The 18,078-nt window shown below is 42.6% G+C and carries 18 protein-coding genes; all 18 read left to right on the forward strand.

Annotation, left to right across the window (positions count from 1 at the left end; genetic code table 11):
* Positions 1-165 precede the first annotated feature (165 nt).
* Positions 166-729 carry an RNA polymerase sigma factor SigW gene (sigW, locus tag NST15_RS01065; protein ID WP_007498553.1) on the forward strand — a complete coding sequence of 188 codons (564 nt, stop codon included), beginning with the start codon at positions 166-168 and terminating at the stop codon, positions 727-729.
* A 14-nt stretch (positions 730-743) separates the two neighbouring features.
* Positions 744-1,370 (forward strand): anti-sigma-W factor RsiW, encoded by a 627-nt coding sequence (gene rsiW / locus NST15_RS01070; protein WP_008344028.1) that lies wholly within the window; start codon positions 744-746, stop codon positions 1,368-1,370.
* Between the two features lie 204 nt (positions 1,371-1,574).
* Complete coding sequence (gene cdaA, locus NST15_RS01075) at positions 1,575-2,396, forward strand: diadenylate cyclase CdaA (RefSeq protein WP_008344027.1); 822 nt, start codon at positions 1,575-1,577, stop codon at positions 2,394-2,396.
* Entirely contained in the window at positions 2,389-3,795 is a 1,407-nt protein-coding gene (locus NST15_RS01080; RefSeq protein ID WP_250026966.1) for a YbbR-like domain-containing protein, read from the forward strand. Before cdaA ends, NST15_RS01080 begins: the two co-directional genes overlap by 8 nt.
* 25 nt (positions 3,796-3,820) lie before the next feature.
* Positions 3,821-5,167, forward strand: coding sequence for a phosphoglucosamine mutase (glmM, locus tag NST15_RS01085; RefSeq protein WP_007498543.1), 1,347 nt, complete (start codon positions 3,821-3,823; stop codon positions 5,165-5,167).
* 578 nt (positions 5,168-5,745) lie between these two features.
* Positions 5,746-7,548, forward strand: coding sequence for a glutamine--fructose-6-phosphate transaminase (isomerizing) (glmS, locus tag NST15_RS01090; RefSeq protein ID WP_007498541.1), 1,803 nt, complete (start codon positions 5,746-5,748; stop codon positions 7,546-7,548).
* A gap of 481 nt (positions 7,549-8,029) precedes the next feature.
* On the forward strand, positions 8,030-8,386 hold the full coding sequence (locus NST15_RS01095; RefSeq protein WP_056703664.1) for a DUF2200 domain-containing protein: 357 nt from the start codon (positions 8,030-8,032) through the stop codon (positions 8,384-8,386).
* Positions 8,387-8,545: 159 nt separating this feature from the next.
* Positions 8,546-8,737, forward strand: a complete 192-nt coding sequence (locus NST15_RS01100) for a PLD nuclease N-terminal domain-containing protein (protein ID WP_003217265.1) — start codon at positions 8,546-8,548, stop codon at positions 8,735-8,737.
* Positions 8,738-8,751: 14 nt separating this feature from the next.
* Positions 8,752-9,669: an ABC transporter ATP-binding protein gene (locus NST15_RS01105; protein ID WP_342498761.1), complete on the forward strand. Its 918-nt coding sequence runs from the start codon at positions 8,752-8,754 to the stop codon at positions 9,667-9,669.
* Complete coding sequence (locus tag NST15_RS01110) at positions 9,666-10,430, forward strand: ABC transporter permease subunit (protein WP_342494448.1); 765 nt, start codon at positions 9,666-9,668, stop codon at positions 10,428-10,430. The genes NST15_RS01105 and NST15_RS01110 overlap by 4 nt, the downstream gene beginning before the upstream one ends.
* A 155-nt stretch (positions 10,431-10,585) precedes the next feature.
* Complete coding sequence (locus NST15_RS01115) at positions 10,586-11,305, forward strand: ABC transporter ATP-binding protein (RefSeq protein WP_047946097.1); 720 nt, start codon at positions 10,586-10,588, stop codon at positions 11,303-11,305.
* Entirely contained in the window at positions 11,274-13,736 is a 2,463-nt protein-coding gene (locus NST15_RS01120; protein ID WP_342498762.1) for an FtsX-like permease family protein, read from the forward strand. The genes NST15_RS01115 and NST15_RS01120 overlap by 32 nt, the downstream gene beginning before the upstream one ends.
* Positions 13,737-13,741: 5 nt before the next feature.
* Positions 13,742-14,254, forward strand: coding sequence for a PadR family transcriptional regulator (locus NST15_RS01125; protein WP_007498534.1), 513 nt, complete (start codon positions 13,742-13,744; stop codon positions 14,252-14,254).
* A gap of 126 nt (positions 14,255-14,380) precedes the next feature.
* The gene (locus NST15_RS01130) at positions 14,381-14,779 is read left to right on the forward strand and encodes a RidA family protein (protein WP_342498763.1); all 399 of its coding nucleotides are present in this window, start codon (positions 14,381-14,383) and stop codon (positions 14,777-14,779) included.
* Between the two features lie 205 nt (positions 14,780-14,984).
* The gene (locus NST15_RS01135) at positions 14,985-15,707 is read left to right on the forward strand and encodes an ABC transporter ATP-binding protein (RefSeq protein ID WP_008343917.1); all 723 of its coding nucleotides are present in this window, start codon (positions 14,985-14,987) and stop codon (positions 15,705-15,707) included.
* Positions 15,700-17,121 (forward strand): sporulation killing factor system integral membrane protein, encoded by a 1,422-nt coding sequence (gene skfF / locus NST15_RS01140; RefSeq protein ID WP_008343916.1) that lies wholly within the window; start codon positions 15,700-15,702, stop codon positions 17,119-17,121. The genes NST15_RS01135 and skfF overlap by 8 nt, the downstream gene beginning before the upstream one ends.
* An 18-nt stretch (positions 17,122-17,139) precedes the next feature.
* Positions 17,140-17,655, forward strand: coding sequence for a HEAT repeat domain-containing protein (locus tag NST15_RS01145; RefSeq protein ID WP_008343915.1), 516 nt, complete (start codon positions 17,140-17,142; stop codon positions 17,653-17,655).
* Positions 17,655-18,074 carry a TlpA disulfide reductase family protein gene (locus tag NST15_RS01150; RefSeq protein WP_008343914.1) on the forward strand — a complete coding sequence of 140 codons (420 nt, stop codon included), beginning with the start codon at positions 17,655-17,657 and terminating at the stop codon, positions 18,072-18,074. The genes NST15_RS01145 and NST15_RS01150 overlap by 1 nt, the downstream gene beginning before the upstream one ends.
* Positions 18,075-18,078 lie beyond the last annotated feature (4 nt).

An 18,078-nucleotide genomic window follows, 5' to 3' on the forward strand; every position in this document is an offset into this window, starting at 1 on the left:
TTTTTTTAATTTTGGGGAAATTTAAGGATATGTTAAGGTTTTTACCGGCTGATAAGCGTAACATGCTGTCAAAAATTTGTTACACTATTTTTTAGAGGAGAATGAAACCTTTTGGAACGAGGTTCGTATACATAAAGACCGGTGAAGGCAGAGGTTGAATATACTATGGAAACAATGATTAAAAAGAGAATTAAGCAAGTGAAAAAAGGCGACCAGAACGCATTTGCAGACATCGTAGACCTGTATAAAGACAAAATTTATCAGCTGTGCTACCGTATGCTTGGGAATGCACATGAAGCAGAAGATATTGCGCAGGAGGCGTTTATTCGTGCCTATGTGAATATTGAGAGCTTTGATGTGAATCGTAAGTTTTCCACGTGGCTGTACCGCATTGCAACCAACCTGACCATCGACCGTATTCGTAAAAAAAAGCCGGATTATTATTTAGATGCAGAGGTGGCAGGGACAGAAGGACTGAATATGTATTCTCAAATTGCGGCTGACGGCATTTTGCCAGAGGACGAGGTGGTGTCGCTTGAATTATCGAGCACCATTCAGCAAAAAATTTTAAGATTACCCGATAAATATCGCTCGGTCATCGTATTAAAGTATATTGATGAACTCTCGTTAAAAGAAATTAGTGAGATTCTGAATATACCAGTTGGTACGGTGAAAACGAGAATACACAGGGGTAGAGAGGCTCTCCGGAAACAGTTGAGAGACCTTTGAGTGAGGTGATTTTGATGAGCTGTCAGGAAAAAATCGTCCTGCTTATGCATCAGTATTTAGACGGGGACATTGAGCCCGAAGATGAAAAAGAATTAAAGAGCCATCTGCAATCGTGTGAGGAATGCCGTACTCATTTTCAACAAATTGAGAAATCCATCGCGCTCGTGCAGAGTACATCTCATATAGAAGCACCATCTGATTTCACTGCAAAGGTGATGGCAGGTCTTCCAAAGGAGAAAAAGCGTGTGTCGATTCAAAGATGGATCAAAGCTCATCCGCTAATGGTCGCCGCTGCCCTCTTTGTCATATTGATGGGAGGCAGTCTGTTTACTAGCTGGAATACGGATCATAATTTCAGTGTGTCAAAGCAGCCGAATCTCGTGGTTGAAAATGATACAGTGACGGTACCTAAAGGGGAAACCGTCAAAGGTGATGTCACTGTGAAAAATGGCAAGCTGATTGTAGAAGGCAAGGTTGATGGAAACGTAACAGTCGTCAATGGAGAACAGCTGACTGCTTCTGCCGGACAAGTCACTGGTCAAATCAATGAAATTAATGAAGTGTTTGATTGGGTTTGGTACAAAATGAAGTCTACAGCACAAGACGTGATGCGGGTCATTGGACCAGAGGAGCAAAAGTAAATCAAACAGTTTGAGAGCAGTCTCTAAGGGACTGCTCTTTTTCTATTGATGGACAGACTTGAATGCCAGCCAGATATGGCAACTATTTTCCTTGCTGAAACAAAATGTGGTATAATAGCCACGCTATGTACTTACACATAGGCTCTTTTTTTTATAAAAAATGAATCGAACGAAGAATAACTGAAAATTCTGGAGGACGAGGAAATGGCTTTAGGGGATATTCCTTTTTTGCAGTACCTCGGTAATGCTGTTGATATTCTCGTTGTTTGGTATGTGATATATAAATTAATGATGGTCATCCGCGGAACAAAAGCGGTTCAGCTTTTAAAGGGAATTGTCGTCATTGTTCTCGTCAGGATGGGAAGTGCGTATCTCGGTCTTAACACACTTCAATGGCTGATGGATCAAGCGATTACGTGGGGGTTCCTTGCGATCATTATTATTTTTCAGCCAGAGCTAAGGAGAGCGCTTGAGCAGCTTGGGCGCGGCCGTTTCTTCTCTAGAAGCGGAACACCTGTAGAGGAACAGCAGCAGAAAACGATCGAGGCAATTACAAAAGCAATTAACTATATGGCAAAACGAAGAATAGGCGCGCTGTTAACGATTGAGCGCGATACTGGGATGAATGATTACATAGAGACCGGAATTCCTTTAAATGCAAAGGTCAGTTCTGAGCTGCTGATTAATATCTTCATTCCGAATACACCGCTTCATGACGGCGCTGTGATTATGAAGCGTGATGAGATTGCAGCTGCAGCGTGTTATTTACCGCTGTCTGAAAGTCCTTTTATCTCTAAGGAGCTCGGTACACGTCACCGCGCGGCAGTTGGTATTAGTGAAGTAACGGACAGTTTAACCGTCATCGTCTCCGAGGAGACAGGCGGCATTAGTGTCGCAAGAAATGGTGATCTCCATCGAGAATTGACAGAAGAAGCGCTTGAAGAAATGCTGATTGCTGAGTTTAGTAAGAACAGCAAAGATGCTTCCTCGACCAAATGGTATTGGAGGGGCAAGAAAAATGGATAAGATTTTGAATAATCGCTGGGCCGTTAAGTTTCTTGCATTGGTCTTCGCTTTATTGCTGTATGGTGCAGTCAATTCAGCGCAAGCGCCCACGCCGAAAAAAATCGGTGAATCCTTTTTCCCAACATCAACAACAGACGAAGCAACCTTAACGGACATTCCTGTTAAAGCATATTATGACGACGAAAAGTATGTAGTCACTGGTGTGCCGCAGACAGTCAATGTCACGATTAAAGGATCAACTAGTGCTGTGAAAACAGCAAGACAAACGAAAAATTTTGAAATTTACGCAGATATGCAAAACCTTACGACAGGTACACATAAAGTCGAATTGAAGGCAAGAGATGTATCGAAAGGAATCACATTAACGATTAATCCGTCTGTGACGACTGTGACGATACAGGAAAAAACGACAGCTGAATTCCCTGTTGAAACTGAATTTTATAATCAAAATAAAATCAAAGACGGCTATTCACCAGAGCAGCCTATTGTGAATCCGAAAAATGTCACGGTTACTGGCTCAAAAGACGTGATCGACAAAATTTCTGTCATTAAAGCATTTGTGAACTTAGAGGATGTCGATCAGCAAATTGAGAAAGAAGCGAAGCTCACTGTGTATGATAGCAGCGGGAATGAGCTGCCAGTCGAAGTGAGTCCGTCTGTGGTAGATATTACGGTCCCGATTACGAGTCCAAGCAAGAAAGTTCCGTTTAAGATTGAGCGGACGGGCAGCTTGCCAGATGGGATTAGTATCTCAAGCATCGAGACAAGCCCAAGTGAGGTTACAGTCTACGGTTCTCAAAAGGTGCTGGATGCACTTGATTTTATTGACGGCGTTCAGCTGGACCTAAGCAAGATTAAAGATGATACAGAGATTGATGCCGACATTCCACTGCCAGATGGTGTGAAAAAGGTATCGCCTGAAACTGTTAAAATCAAAGTGAAGGTTGCAACAGCTGAAGAAAAAAAGATCGATAATGTCCCAATTTCTGTCGTGGGTCTGAGCAAGGATCTCAGCTCTGCATTTGTGAGTCCGTCTTCTGGGCGTCTCACACTAACAGCAAAAGGTTCAAAGAGTGCAATTGATAAACTAAAGGCTTCAGATATTGAAGCCTATATCAATGTGGGGGACTTAAACGAAGGAACACATGAGGTCAAAGTACAAGTGAATGGCCCTCAAAATGTGACATGGACATTATCTAGATCGAAGGTCAAAGTGAAACTGACTTCTACTGATACAGAAGATCAGCCGGCTTCTACGAATGATCGGAAAGATCAATCATCCGATGATGATCAGGAAGAGAAGAGTCAAAAGGAATCTACACAAGATAAAGCAAAAAAAGAATCGAGTCAAAGACAGCGGATCAAAGAAGATAACAAAGAGGACGCAGCGTCCTCTTGAATGGTAAAAAAGGAGCGATTGAAACATGGGCAAGTACTTTGGAACTGATGGTGTAAGGGGTGTGGCTAATAGCGAATTAACGCCAGAGCTCGCATTTAAAATTGGGAGATTTGGCGGCTATGTGCTCACGAAGGATAAAGAACGTCCTAAGGTACTCGTTGGACGAGACACGCGTGTATCTGGTCATATGTTAGAAGGAGCACTCGTAGCAGGCTTACTTTCAATTGGAGCTGAAGTCATGCGTTTAGGTGTGATCTCAACACCTGGTGTGTCTTATTTAACGAAGGCAATGGATGCAGAAGCAGGTGTCATGATTTCAGCTTCGCATAACCCAGTTCAAGACAACGGAATTAAATTTTTCGGCGGTGACGGTTTTAAACTGTCAGATGAACAGGAAAATGAAATTGAGCAGCTAATGGATCAGCCAGTTGATGAATTGCCACGTCCGGTTGGCGCTGATCTTGGAACCGTGAATGACTACTTTGAAGGCGGTCAGAAGTACTTGCAATTCTTGAAGCAGACAGCGGACGAGGATTTCACAGGCATTCACGTAGCGCTTGATTGTGCACATGGTGCAACATCTTCTCTTGCAACACATTTATTTGCGGATTTAGATGCAGATGTGTCAACAATGGGAACATCACCAAACGGATTGAATATCAACGATGGCGTAGGTTCTACTCATCCAGAGGCACTTTCCGCTTTTGTGAAAGAAAAAGGAGCGGATATTGGTCTTGCGTTTGATGGCGACGGCGACCGCTTAATTGCAGTCGATGAAAAAGGTGATATTGTAGACGGCGATCAAATTATGTACATATGTGCACGTTATCTAAAGGGTGAGGGCCGATTGAAGGATGACACGGTCGTGTCAACGGTCATGAGTAACCTTGGTTTCTATAAAGCGCTTGAGAAGCAAGGCATTAAGAGCATTCAAACCGCTGTTGGTGACCGCTATGTGGTCGAAGCGATGAAAAAGGATGGCTATAATGTCGGAGGCGAGCAGTCAGGCCACTTGATTTTCCTTGATTACAATACGACAGGTGACGGCATGCTTTCTGCGATCATGCTGGTGAATACACTAAAAGCAACAGGAAAAACATTATCAGAGCTTGCAGCTGAAATGGAGAAATTCCCGCAACTTCTAGTGAATGTGAAGGTATCTGATAAGTATAAAGTGGAAGAAAATGAAAAAGTAAAAGCTGTGATCCAAGAGGTTGAAAAAGAGATGAACGGTGACGGACGCATCCTTGTGCGTCCATCAGGAACAGAGCCGCTTGTACGTGTCATGGCAGAGGCGAAAACAAAAGAGCTATGTGATGAATACGTGGCTCGCATTACGGCTGTTGTCAAAGAAGAAATGGGTATTGAGTAATTGATGTAAAGCAAATCGCAAAGCAGCGGTTTGCTTTTTTTTCGAATAAACGTCATAAGAGGAAAGTTCTATACGAATGATATAAGCGAGGGCAATTTGCTGCTTGCTTTCATACATAAGAGAGCACATCGAAGGTAGAACGTGACAAGCCTCATCGCATATAGTGTAGGGAGGTCTCACTTTCTAACATGAAAGGGATCACCCGCTAAATTGTGATTGACGGAGGTCAGACCTTATAGTACAATCATCCTTGTGTTACTGGATTTTTATTCTAGCAGGAAAGGCAGGGTAGATGTTCAGCCACTCTTATAATTATAGCGCCCGAACTAAGCGATCGAACGACAGATGCTTAGTTGACGAGGATGGAGGTTATCGAATTTTTCGGCGGATGCCTCCCGGCTGATCAAATATAGAGATCACAGCCGTAAGTGTTTCTTTAAAGCAAAGAGGTGACTCTTTGTACAAAGGGAATACACATGATCTCCCAAAATAAACATGTAGAGAGGGACGAAGAAATGTCCCTTCTATTTTAGTAGGCTTTCTTTGTCCCTTTCACATGATCGGGAGGAAGAATATTTATGTGTGGAATCGTAGGTTATATTGGTCAGAATGATGCGAAGGAAATCTTATTAAAAGGTTTAGAGAAGCTTGAGTACCGTGGGTATGACTCAGCAGGTATCGCTGTGGCAAACGAAGATGGCGTGCATGTGTTCAAAGAAAAAGGACGTATCGCTGAGCTTCGTGAAGTCGTTGATGCAAACGTGGCATCTTCAGCAGGAATTGGACATACACGTTGGGCAACACACGGTGTACCAAGCCATCTAAATGCGCATCCGCATCAAAGTGCTTCTGGCCGTTTTACGCTTGTTCATAACGGTGTCATCGAGAACTATGTACAATTGACACGTGAATATTTACAAGACGTCACACTAAAAAGCGACACAGATACAGAGGTTGTTGTTCAAGTCATCGAACAATTTGTGAACAGAGGTCTTGATACAGAGGAAGCTTTCCGTCAAACGCTTCTTCAACTAAAAGGCTCTTACGCAATTGCCCTTTTCGATAACGAAAACAAAGAAACAATCTATGTGGCGAAAAACAAAAGCCCATTATTGGTTGGTTTCGGAGAAGATTTCAACGTTGTGGCTTCTGACGCAATGGCGATGCTTCAAGTAACAAACGAATATGCGGAATTAATGGATAAAGAAATGGTCATTGTTACTAAAGACGAGGTTATCATCAAAAACCTTGACGGTGATATCATGACACGTCCTTCTTATATCGCTGAGCTAGATGCAAGCGACATTGAGAAAGGCACATATCCTCACTACATGTTAAAAGAAACGGATGAACAGCCGCTTGTTATGCGCAAAATCATCCAAGAATATCAAGACGAAAACGGCAAGCTGTCAGTCGCTGGCGATATCGCAAGCGCAGTAGCAGAAGCAGACCGCATTTATATTGTGGCTTGCGGAACGAGCTACCATGCTGGACTTGTTGGTAAACAATACATTGAAGACTGGGCGAAAGTACCTGTAGAAGTTCATGTAGCAAGTGAATTCTCTTACAACATGCCGCTTCTATCTAAAAAACCGTTGTTCATCTTCCTTTCTCAATCTGGGGAGACTGCGGACAGCCGTGCTGTACTTGTTCAAGTCAAAGAGCTTGGTCATAAAGCATTAACGATCACAAACGTACCAGGATCTACGCTTTCCCGTGAAGCAGACTTCACATTGCTTCTTCATGCAGGACCAGAAATCGCAGTGGCTTCAACAAAAGCCTACACAGCACAAATCGCTGTTCTTGCGATCCTTGCATCTGTTGCAGCTGAATTAAATGGTCAATCACTTGACTTTGATCTTGTGAAAGAGCTTGGGATTGTAGCAAACGCAATGGAAGCCCTAGTCGATCAAAAGGATGAAATGGAACAAATCGCTCGTGATTTCTTCACAGTGACACGTAACGCATTCTTTATCGGAAGAGGACTTGACTACTATGTGTGCCTTGAAGGTTCACTCAAACTAAAAGAGATCTCTTACATCCAAGCAGAAGGATTTGCTGGCGGAGAACTCAAACACGGCACGATTGCTTTAATTGAAGAAGGCACACCGGTTATTGCCCTTGCCACGCAAGAGCATGTGAACCTCAGCATTCGCGGTAACGTCAAAGAAGTTGTTGCACGCGGCGCAAACCCATGTGTCATCTCACTAAAAGGCCTAGAAGACGAAGGCGACCGTTTCGTCCTTCCAGCTGTACACCCAGCACTTGCACCACTTGCATCTGTTGTTCCATTACAGCTAATCGCTTACTACGCAGCCCTTCACCGCGGGTGTGATGTGGATAAACCACGTAACCTTGCGAAGAGTGTGACGGTGGAGTAGGGATTAAATAAAATCGGATTTTTGATACCCCTTTAGATATAATTGTCTAAAGGGGTATTTTTGTGTCAATAGAACTAGCAGTTGAAAGATTTAAGCTGAACTTTGATTGATAGATACTATTTCCATGTTGCTATTATGATAAATATTTTTAGGGGGAAATATTATTTTTATTCGATACGTAAAAAAAGAAAAATGGGGAATTGTTTTTTTCTTCATTGGTTATATCGCATTGTTTATCATTTCTTATTGTTTAATTGGTGGTCCTGTTTCAAGTGAAGGACCAATAGGTGTATTCCTTGGATTTTGTATTGTTCAATTTCTTAAATATAGAGCTTTCAAAAAAGATGAAAGAAATAATAAAGGCATATATCATCGTTTATAAGTTATATTTTTAACACATTATACTAAGTGCATAATGAGAGAGCGTCCCCTTGAGAAAGCGTGACAGTTTAAATATTTAACGAAGAAAGAGAGCAGATACATGACCAAACCTAAAATTTACACAATGAGCTTTGCAAAAGTCTATCCTCTCTACATCGCAAAGGCAGAGAGAAAGGGAAAAACGAAAGCTGAAGTCGATACGATTATTTGTTGGTTAACAGGCTACAGTCCAGAAGAGCTTGAGGAACAGTTGGACAAGCAGATAGACATTGAAACTTTTTTTGCCGAGGCTCCTGAGCTTCATCCTTCCCGCAGTTTAATCAAAGGAGTCATCTGTGGTGTACGGGTAGAGGACATTGAGGAAGAAACCATGAAAAATATTCGGTATCTAGATAAGCTGATTGATGAGTTAGCCAAGGGAAAGAAAATGGAAAAGATTTTGCGAGCTTCGTCATGATCATCACAAGCGAGCCCAGTGAATAACCTTCACTGGGCTTTTTTATATTTATAGATCATTCGACCAATAAAAATAAAATCCATTTGAACGAAGTCGCTCTTCATGTCGTCAAAAGAAGTGATACCAAAACAAATTGACGTTTGAAAAGGGAGTGGCGTGATGGACATGAAGATGATTTTACCTCTTATTTTGCTACAAGCGATTTTAATGGTGATTGGTTTGTTTGATTTGCTGAAAAGAGATCCATCGAGGATTAGGGGAGAGGTGAAGTGGGTTTGGGCTTTGGTGATTGTGTTTGTGGCGAGTGCCGGTCCTATTGCGTATTTCATTTTTGGTCGTAAACAATCTTAGTAGGGGGGATTCACTTGAATATGTTGGAGTGTCAAGGCCTGACGAAATCGTATGGACGGCATGAAGTGTTAAAAGATGTCTCGTTTTCTGTTGGGGAGGTTGGATGTGTTGGCTTTTTAGGAGCCAATGGAGCGGGGAAGACAACGACGATCCGGATTTTGACGGGGCTTGCTCGTCCTACGTCTGGCGTTGTGAAGGTGGCAGGTTTTGATGCCACAAAGGACATGGATCAAATCAGTCAGGTGATTGGGTACTGTCCGCAACATCCTGCATTTTATCAGGATATGACGGGGCAGGAATGGATGTATTGGGTTGGCGGGTTATTTCATTTAGAGAAAAACACCATTCGTTCTAAAACGGAGGAATTGTTGAAGCTTTGCCGCATATACGAGGCAAAGGATCGTGCCATTGGTAGCTATAGTGGAGGCATGAAGCAGAGGCTTGCCATTGCACAGGCGCTGATCAATAGCCCGAAGGTCCTCATCCTAGATGAACCTGTGTCGGCACTTGATCCCATGGGGAGAAAAGACGTCCTGACTTTGATTGAGCGTCTAAAGCATGAGATGCTGATCTTTATGTCGACGCATATTTTAGATGACATTGAACGTGTGGCCGATCATATTATCATGATCAACAGCGGCAAAATTGAGATGTCCTCTTCGATGAAACAGCTCAAAGAAGACTATATCCAGCCCGTGATTGAATTTCAGTTAGAACAACAGAATACGAAACTAATGGCTTTGTTAAAGGAGCGGGATTGGGTGGAGGAATGCATGGAGACAGGAGGCACTTATCAGGTGCGAGTCAAAGATCAACATACGGCATTGAAGGAGCTGCCGGGTCTCATCACTGAAACTGGCGGTGTTCTTCTCCAATATCGACTATCTAAGCTAACGCTTGAAGATATTTTCATGAAGGTTGTAACGGCATGATGATGTTGAAAAAGGAATTTAGGGAGTTATTCACTAGTTATAAAATCTTATTTGTGCCAATCATTTTCACGATTTTAATGATCACACAGCCTATTACGCTCAAAATGCTGCCAGATCTTTTGTCGAAATCAGCGAATTTACCTGAAGGGTCTACATTTTATATACCAGAGCCTAGTGCTGGAGAGGCTTTAGCCAGTGCATTGAGTAAATTTGATTCACTCGGCGTGTTTATCCTCATTATGATTGTGATGGGGACGATTGCTGGAGAGCGTGCCTCTGGGGTGACGGCGATGATTATGGTGAAACCGATCAGTCGAATGAGTTATTATGCCTCAAAAATATGTGCCTATGCCTGTTTAACTTTGTTTAGTTTGGTAGTGGCGGTTCTAGCTTCCGTTTATTATGTGGACATCCAATTTGGGCATGTGGATTGGGGCGATGTGTTAAAAGGAACGTTTTTGTATTATCCAAACCTACTGCTCATTGTAGTATCGACCATTTGTGCATCGGCATTCTTTAAGCGCTCAGTGACTGCGGGCGGCGTTTCCCTTTTGATCAATCTCATCCTGTTTACCGTTCCTTCGTTTTATGAGAATACATTAGGGAAGTTTGCACCTAAAGGCGTCACAAGTGCGGCTGAGGAGATGATTCATAGAGGGACTTATTCGGATCAGGCACTTACAAGCTTTCTAGGTGTATCGGTATTGATTGGTTTCTTTTTTCTCATCGGATGGTTTCTTTTTAGAAAACAAGAATTATAGCATGATGTACCCTTTGGATATGAAAATCTAGAGGGTTTTTTATGTATTTAGTAAGTAATAAATAAGATATAAATACATATTATCATGATTTAAATGTTGAAATAATATATACTTAGTATATAATTACTCCGTAAAGGAATGGGAGGAGTTTGCAGATGATTCAGATCAAGCATGTGAAGAAGGAATTCTTTCAAGGCCAGGAGCGGACTGAGGTGTTGAGGGGCGTTGATTTGACGGTAGAAGAAGGGGAGTTTGTAGCGGTGATGGGACCGAGTGGTTCTGGAAAAAGTACATTACTTCAGCTGTTAGGCGGGCTTGATCTGCCTACTGATGGAGAGATTTTGATAGATGAGCATCAGTTGAGTGAGATGAATGAGAAAGAGAGAACGATTTTTCGCCGAAAACAGATTGGGTTTGTGTTTCAAAATTATCAGCTGCTGCCTACATTAACTGTCGAAGAAAATGTGGCGTTTCCGCTGCATGCAGATGGACGTTTAACAAAGGAGAATCAACAGACGGTTGTAGAACTGTTAGAGGCTGTTGGCTTGAATGGACTTGGGCGGAAACGGGCTAGTTTGCTGAGCGGTGGGCAGCAGCAGCGTGTAGCGATTGCAAGAGCTCTAGTCAATCAGCCGTCAGTGCTGTTAGCAGATGAGCCGACGGGGAACTTGGACCGGCATAGAGCGGAGGATATTTTGGCGTTAATGTGCAAGTTCAATCGAGAAAGCAAGCAGACGATTATCATGGTGACGCATGATATTTTCGCAGCAGGATTTGCGGATCGAATCATCCTTTTTAAAGACGGTGTTATTGATCAAGTGATCTCTAGAAAGGATGATGATTATGCTCAGTATGTGGCGAATTTCATGGCGTAACATGATTCAGCATAAAAAGCGGTTCGCCATTTCTGTCTTAGGCATCATGGTGGGGATTGCTTTTGTCACGTCGATGCTCATTGCCGATCGAACGACAAATGATGTGTTTCATTATTATGAGCAAATGTATGTCGCTGATGCAGATTATTGGGTGTTGAGTGATGATCATACGTATGATGAGGAACAGATCTCATCCATTTTAAAGCATCCTGATGTGACAGGATCATTATTAGCGCTGGATAAACAGACGTTTTTTGATGTAGAAGGTGATCACTCTCTTAACCAACGGGCGGTGCGCATTACCGGAGTACAAGATCAAACGAGCTCTTTACTGAAGCTGCCTGTGATTGAAGGGCGTTTGGATAATCAGGGGTTGGTCATACCAGATGTTGTGGCGAAGCTGCTGAATAAAAAAGTGGGAGATACCATTCGTTTTTCTGATTTGGGCGAAGCGAAGGTATCTGCCATTGTGGAATATACACAGCTGCTTTCAAGTCCGAGTGACTGGAAGAGTGCAGAATCATCGAGCTTTCGTGTGATGGCGCCGCTTGATATATTGAGAGACTGGACGGGAATGGATGATCAGCTTTCTTATATGAGATTTCAGACAAATGAAGGCGGGGAACAGCTCTTTCAATCTTTACAGAAAGAGTTCAAGGATGCCGATGTTTTTGTCCAGCCTGTGGTGGCGGATGACCGGCAAAGTAATGACATTGGCGGGTTGTACACGTTCTTTTACCTCATCGCAGGGCTGTCGATGTTTATGAGCGGTTTTATCGTGTTTAATATGATTTATACGAGTGTGATGGAACGGAAAAAGGAATTTGCGATTATGAAGAGCTTTGGTTATACGCAGGGCTCTGTTTCTAAGCTGATGTTGATTGAGGTTTTGATCTTGGCATGTATTGGAACAGCCATTGGGGTGCCGATTGGTGTTTGGCTTGGAGATGTGTTCATGCAAACACTGCTTGGTGTGTTCGCTTTTGATATGGTGTATTCGTTAGATTGGCAAGTGCCTGTTGTAATTTCAGTGATCATTGGTATTGTGTTCCCTGTGCTGTTTTCGTTATTTCCGATCTATCATGCAGGGAAAACGTCTGTGCTACTGACTTTAAAATCCACTACCACTTCTACACTGAAAAAACAATCGGTCATTAGAGCGGTGATAGGGATAGGCTTGCTTTCATTTGTATGGGTGGATCATCCGGCTGCTTATCTTGGCATTTTAGCCAGCATGGTTCTGTTATTCCCATTTTTTCTGCTCTTTTTGAACCGGTTGTTGGCGCCTCTTTTGAAGTTTGTCTTTGGTTACCCGGGCCATCTATCCTCGCAGCATGTCACGCAGCAACTGAATCGAAATGCCAATACGGCGGCGATTCTAGCTGTTGGGATTGCTGTGATCTTGCTTTTAAGTGCGGTCATTGAATCGGCTCCAGATGGCTATGAAAAAGAGATCCGTCAAACGTACGGCGGTGATCTCAGGGTTACCTCTGAAGCGCCATGGACGAAAGCGGATCAAGAAAAGCTGTCATCCTATGAGTCTGTTGAGCGGGTGGAACCGATGATGGAAGCGGCTCCTTTGACATGGGAAACGGCCCATGGAGAGAAAAGACAATTTTCTATCATCGGTGTGGATGAGAAAGGACCTTCTTTTATAGAAGGTGACAATAAAGGCGATTTGTATCAACGATTATCAGAAACGCCTTCTATCGTGTTAGGAGAGCGTGCGTTTGATGAATGGGGTGGGCGTATTGGAGAGAGTGTGTATCTCAATGCACCTTCTGGCCGGCAGCAGTTACAAGTCATTGATGTGGTCAAGACTTCTCATCATTCGGGTTATGTGGCATTTGTCGATCAGACATTTTTACAAGAGGATTTAGGGTGGACGCAGCCCCTTGATATCCTGCTTACGTTAAAAGACAAAGGTGCCGGTGAGTCTTTACGAGATCAGCTATGGGAAGACTTTGGGCAGCGGCTTTCAAAGGTGAAAACAGTAGAGGATGAGATTGAATCAACGACATCGGCTTTAACTGGTATGAACGAGTTAATTTCTATGATGCTCATTTTCATTATTGGGCTCGCGAGCATTGGAACAGCCAATACACTGCTGATGAATACGCTTGAACGTACATCTGAGATTGGCACCATACGGGCGCTTGGGCTGACAAAGCAGCAGGTGAGAAAAATGATCGTCGGAGAAGGTGTGCTCATTGGGTTATCAGGTGTGATTGGCGGCATTTTATTTGGTGTGATTCTTCTATATGTCTCAAGCCAATCTGATTGGCTGGGTGGATTTGTTTCATTCCAATTGCCGCCTGTGCATCTACTGCTGGCAGTGATCGCAGGAATTGCACTTAGTTTAGCGGCTTCGTGGATTTCTAGTGCGACAGCGAGTAAAATAGAGATGATATCATCTCTCAAAGAAGGTTAAATCATATGTCAGTGAAATACGGAATTTTAACATCGCTCTGTCAGCAGCAACATCATGGATATGAATTAAAGCTAGAGCTGGAGTCATTGCTCGGAATAAAAGGAAAAATCAACCCGGGTCAAATCTACACGACGCTTGATCGGTTAATTCGTGATCAATTGGTGACAGCAGTGGGAATAGATGACCAAGATCGAAAGTTGTACGACGTGACGGAAGAAGGCAGACAAGAGCTGGAATCATGGCTGTTGGCACCTGTTCCATATCATGCTGCAAAGGATGATTTTCACTTTAAATGGGGCTGTGCACGGAAAATCAGATTTCATCAAGAAAAAGAAATGCTTCAGCAGCAGAAAGCCGTCATCATGAAAGATGTGATGGAACTCACGAAGCTAAAAACGGAATGTCTTGTGCAAGGTGATGAGAGTCGGTACTTATTGATTTCTGGCACGCTGCTTCATTTAGAGGCTGATTTGAATTGGATTCATCAAATTGAGCATCGGAGCGGGTCATCATTTTAGAGAGGTCTTTCTTTTGAAGAAAGGTCTTTTTTTTGGCTTCGTTCGGAGCATATGCAGATAGGATGGGAAGAAAGTTTGGTATGATAGGTGGAAATTGATTGTATTTTCAGAAAAGGGGTTTGATCAATGAAAACATCACGTAATCCTGAGACCATTCATGCGCCAGTTGCACCGTACATCCATCAAATAGAGACAACAGGGCCGCAGCGGTGGTTAACCTTATCAGGGCAAGTGGGGATGGAAGTCGATGGGACCATCCCAGCGAGCCCGATGGAACAGCTCGAGCTAGCGTTAGAGAATGTAAAACGCAATGTAGAAGCGGCAGATATGAAAGTGGAAGATATAACGAAGCTTGTGTTCTATTTAGTAGGGGAGTTTGATGCCGAGAGTAGAAAACGAATCATGGGTCAGTTTTTAGGGGCTCACCTGCCTTGTATGACGATGATTTATGTGGTGGCTTTGGCTTCACCTGCTTTAAAGGTCGAGGTGGATGCATGGGCTTGTCGGGATATGGATTCGGTTTGAATTGGTTTATTTAATAGATAAAAGGTTGGGTGATTGATGCCCAATCTTTTTTGTTTTGTTATCTTTTAGTATTTTAAATGATTATAATTTTCTTACCCTTTTATACCTCATATGGTAATATTATGGTGATTAATAAGTGGGTTACATTCCACCGTAAAAACACCATAGATCAGCATACATCACTCTAATAAAAGGGAGAGATTTGATGCCATTTATGGAGGTTCAGAATGTAAGCAAACGATATAGCAATGGTGATGGGATAGAGGGTCTTTCATTTTCCGTTGAAGCAGGGGAGGTTGTGGCGCTGCTTGGGCCTAATGGTGCGGGGAAGACGACAACCATTCGATGTTTAACAGGTCTCTATCAACCTGATCAAGGGGAAATACTCATAGAGGGATTTCCTCCTGGTCATTCCCATGTCCAAAAACAAGTAGCTCTTATTCCAGATCAGCCATATTTGTACCCAGATTTAACGGTTGCTGAACATGTTCAATTCCGTGCAAGAGGCTATCATAAAGGTTTAAAACAGATCAAAGAAAAGGTATTTGAGGCGTTGAAAGAAGTACATATCGAAATGAAGATGAACGAATTGTGCGGAAGGCTTTCAAGAGGTCAAAAACAGCGTGTCGTCTTAGCAGGGGCCATTGTGCAAGATGCCTCCCTTTTTATTTTAGATGAGCCGACTGTTGGGTTAGACATTCCTTCAAAACAATGGCTGTCAGATTGGCTGATACAGAAGAGCCTTCAAGGTGGTTCGGTTCTTGTGTCCACTCATAGTCTAGAGTTTGTTCTTGATACGGCTAGTAGGGTGATATTGATTCGAGACGGTGCCATCATGAAAAGTATCGCTGTTCCTAAGCGGCAGGAAGAACAAATGAAGTGGCGGGCAGAAGTCATTCAACTTCTAGGGGAGTGGTCTAGTGAATAACACGCTTTCCCTTTTATGGATGAAATCCCAAAGGCGCTTGATCAGTAAAAATCAAGAAAAGAAAATGCCCTTTTTGATCTTGCTGCTTATGATTGCTGCCATTGGTTTTCAGCTGAGCGCAGTCTCAAGTATGGGCGATTGGAATGCGAGTACAGCTGGATGGTTCATTGTCGTTTTATTTGTTCTTTATACTGGCTTTGGTTTGTTTTCGAATCGATTGCCTAGTCAGATGAACGATATCATGTGGTTGTATGGAAGTGGTGCTTCCTTATGGACGGTTGTGATGAGTGTATGGGTATATCACATTTTTTGGCGATGTGCTCTTCTCATTGTTTCTGCTGTGATGGCTGATATCCTCCTTCTTTGTTTAACGAAGCAGTACTTTTTTCTACTTGGTAAATCACTCCTGTTAACAGCGCTGTTATGTATGATCGAAACATGGATGATTGCGGTATCTTGTGCAAGAACCATTCAAGTATATAAGCGAGTGCTCTTCATTGGTTTTATACTGATGTTTGGTTGTCTTTCATTGCTTATTATGAATCAATTGATATTGAAACAGTCGTCAATGATGGAGATATCTGCTTCTTTTATGTATCAAGTCGGACGCATGATAGTGGAGTTTTCATTCATTTCTGTATTGATATTACTTGGAATGATGATTTTATCTTTCATGATGATGTACAGGTCGAGTCATCGTATAGAGATGATGGAGTCGTTAGTCAAAGAGGCGGCATTTTGGGAGGAATTTGAGGGGAAACAGGTTCATGCAAATCCAATAAGTCCAAAGAAAAGCAAGACGTGGTGGGGGCTTTCAACATTAACGGGCATCTGGGCTTTCCTTTGGCTAGAAATATTGATGATTAAAAAGTATGCTACCTTCCACCTGTTATCCACCATGCTGTTGATCGGTACTTATTATGTCGTCAGTTCTTATTTTTCAAATTGGTTGACTCTATTCTTTCTGGTCATTGGTGCATCTGTCCTGCTCAGTTCATATTACGCGGGGATTGTAAGACACGGGCAAACGGGAATGCTGTATCTTTTTCCGGGTGCTTTATATCAAAAAATTCTTCTATTGGAAGTGTTTCAAACCTTTTGGTTGTATGGTGTCTACTTGGTTTCTCTTATCTTGTTAGAGATTCATGATGTATTGTATTGGGCCATTTATGGGGTAGGGGTTTATATTTGGTTTTTGACCATTCGGCTCTTTGCCTTTACGCAGCCTTTGAGACGAGAAGCGAGTCTTTCTTTGGGCATCTATTATCGATCATTGCTCATCGGATCTGTCATAAGTGCTGCAGTCATCATTGGGATTCATCTGTTCACTAATGGCTGGTTTACAACGATGACATGTGTATTTGCTGGATGTGTATGTTATGTGATGTGTTATCGATGCCGTGGGACTCATTAAAAAGAGGAGTTGATTGTCATGAAACCAGAAGATAAGCTATCCCAATCGGTTCAACGTTTAGTCAATACGAATGAAGTAACAATCGTTCAAGCCATGGGGGAATTAAGGAAATCAGGAAAAGAGGCAGTGCCAGTGCTTGTTGAAGCCTTAAAAGAAGAGGGTTCTTTGCGGAATATTGCAGCAGCGGTTCTTGGTGAATTTGGAGCAGATGCAGGGGATGCAGCAGAAGCTCTTGCTAAACTGTTAGAAAGTGAAGAAGAGGAGACAAGAATGGCGGCTGCGATCTCACTCATGAGAATTGGTCAGCCTAGTTTGCCATTTCTTCTGTCTTTGGCAAAGCGTTATGAGGGTCCTACTTGTTTTTGGGCATCGTGGTGTATCTCTTGGATTGACCCATCAAAAATTGAAAAAAATATGTACGAGTGCCTAAAACAGGAACAAGAGAATCCATCAGGAAATGTGGCCCCCTTTGCCGCAGAAGAGGCACTAGGAAAAATCATCGCTTTTCAATTAAAAGAAAAGGGGGATGAGTAGTGGAAACGCAAATACTTAAATGGCCTGAGCACCTTCCTTGGATTCATTCTTCACATCAGCGGTGTTTACCTGAAGAGCATACTCAGCTTCTTTATTTTTGGTCAGTTAACTGTCCGCATTGTGAAGAATTAACCGACCACATTCTACATAGTGTGGATCAGTTGAGTATCCATTTAACCTGTGTCCATGTTCCATATACGGAAGAAGAAAAATCGATAGAGGTTGTTTCGAAATATGCGGAGGAAAAGAATCTCATTGCTCCCATTGTGTTGGATCAAGATTATGAGATTGTCACAAAATATAAAATTCAAGGATTGCCAAGTTTTTGCCTCATAGATAAAGAGGGACAATTAATTGATCGGAAAATGGGAGATACCGGCTGGGAAAAAATATTAAAAAAACTAGAAAAACGATCATAATTAG

This window comes from Bacillus sp. FSL R5-0820 (genome assembly GCF_038593385.1).
GTDB classification, from domain to species: domain Bacteria; phylum Bacillota; class Bacilli; order Bacillales; family Bacillaceae; genus Bacillus; species Bacillus altitudinis.

What these genes read in the sequence shown, in the direction of transcription:
- glmS (WP_007498541.1), top strand. Translation starts at nt 5,746, where the DNA reads ATGTGTGGAATCGTAGGTTATATTGGTCAGAATGATGCGAAGGAAATC.
- NST15_RS01115 (WP_047946097.1), top strand. Translation starts at nt 10,586, where the DNA reads ATGATTCAGATCAAGCATGTGAAGAAGGAATTCTTTCAAGGCCAGGAG.
- NST15_RS01100 (WP_003217265.1), top strand. Translation starts at nt 8,546, where the DNA reads ATGGACATGAAGATGATTTTACCTCTTATTTTGCTACAAGCGATTTTA.
- NST15_RS01120 (WP_342498762.1), top strand. Translation starts at nt 11,274, where the DNA reads ATGCTCAGTATGTGGCGAATTTCATGGCGTAACATGATTCAGCATAAA.
- NST15_RS01130 (WP_342498763.1), top strand. Translation starts at nt 14,381, where the DNA reads ATGAAAACATCACGTAATCCTGAGACCATTCATGCGCCAGTTGCACCG.
- NST15_RS01135 (WP_008343917.1), top strand. Translation starts at nt 14,985, where the DNA reads ATGCCATTTATGGAGGTTCAGAATGTAAGCAAACGATATAGCAATGGT.
- sigW (WP_007498553.1), top strand. Translation starts at nt 166, where the DNA reads ATGGAAACAATGATTAAAAAGAGAATTAAGCAAGTGAAAAAAGGCGAC.
- NST15_RS01080 (WP_250026966.1), top strand. Translation starts at nt 2,389, where the DNA reads ATGGATAAGATTTTGAATAATCGCTGGGCCGTTAAGTTTCTTGCATTG.
- NST15_RS01095 (WP_056703664.1), top strand. Translation starts at nt 8,030, where the DNA reads ATGACCAAACCTAAAATTTACACAATGAGCTTTGCAAAAGTCTATCCT.
- glmM (WP_007498543.1), top strand. Translation starts at nt 3,821, where the DNA reads ATGGGCAAGTACTTTGGAACTGATGGTGTAAGGGGTGTGGCTAATAGC.
- NST15_RS01145 (WP_008343915.1), top strand. Translation starts at nt 17,140, where the DNA reads ATGAAACCAGAAGATAAGCTATCCCAATCGGTTCAACGTTTAGTCAAT.
- cdaA (WP_008344027.1), top strand. Translation starts at nt 1,575, where the DNA reads ATGGCTTTAGGGGATATTCCTTTTTTGCAGTACCTCGGTAATGCTGTT.
- rsiW (WP_008344028.1), top strand. Translation starts at nt 744, where the DNA reads ATGAGCTGTCAGGAAAAAATCGTCCTGCTTATGCATCAGTATTTAGAC.
- NST15_RS01110 (WP_342494448.1), top strand. Translation starts at nt 9,666, where the DNA reads ATGATGATGTTGAAAAAGGAATTTAGGGAGTTATTCACTAGTTATAAA.
- NST15_RS01125 (WP_007498534.1), top strand. Translation starts at nt 13,742, where the DNA reads ATGTCAGTGAAATACGGAATTTTAACATCGCTCTGTCAGCAGCAACAT.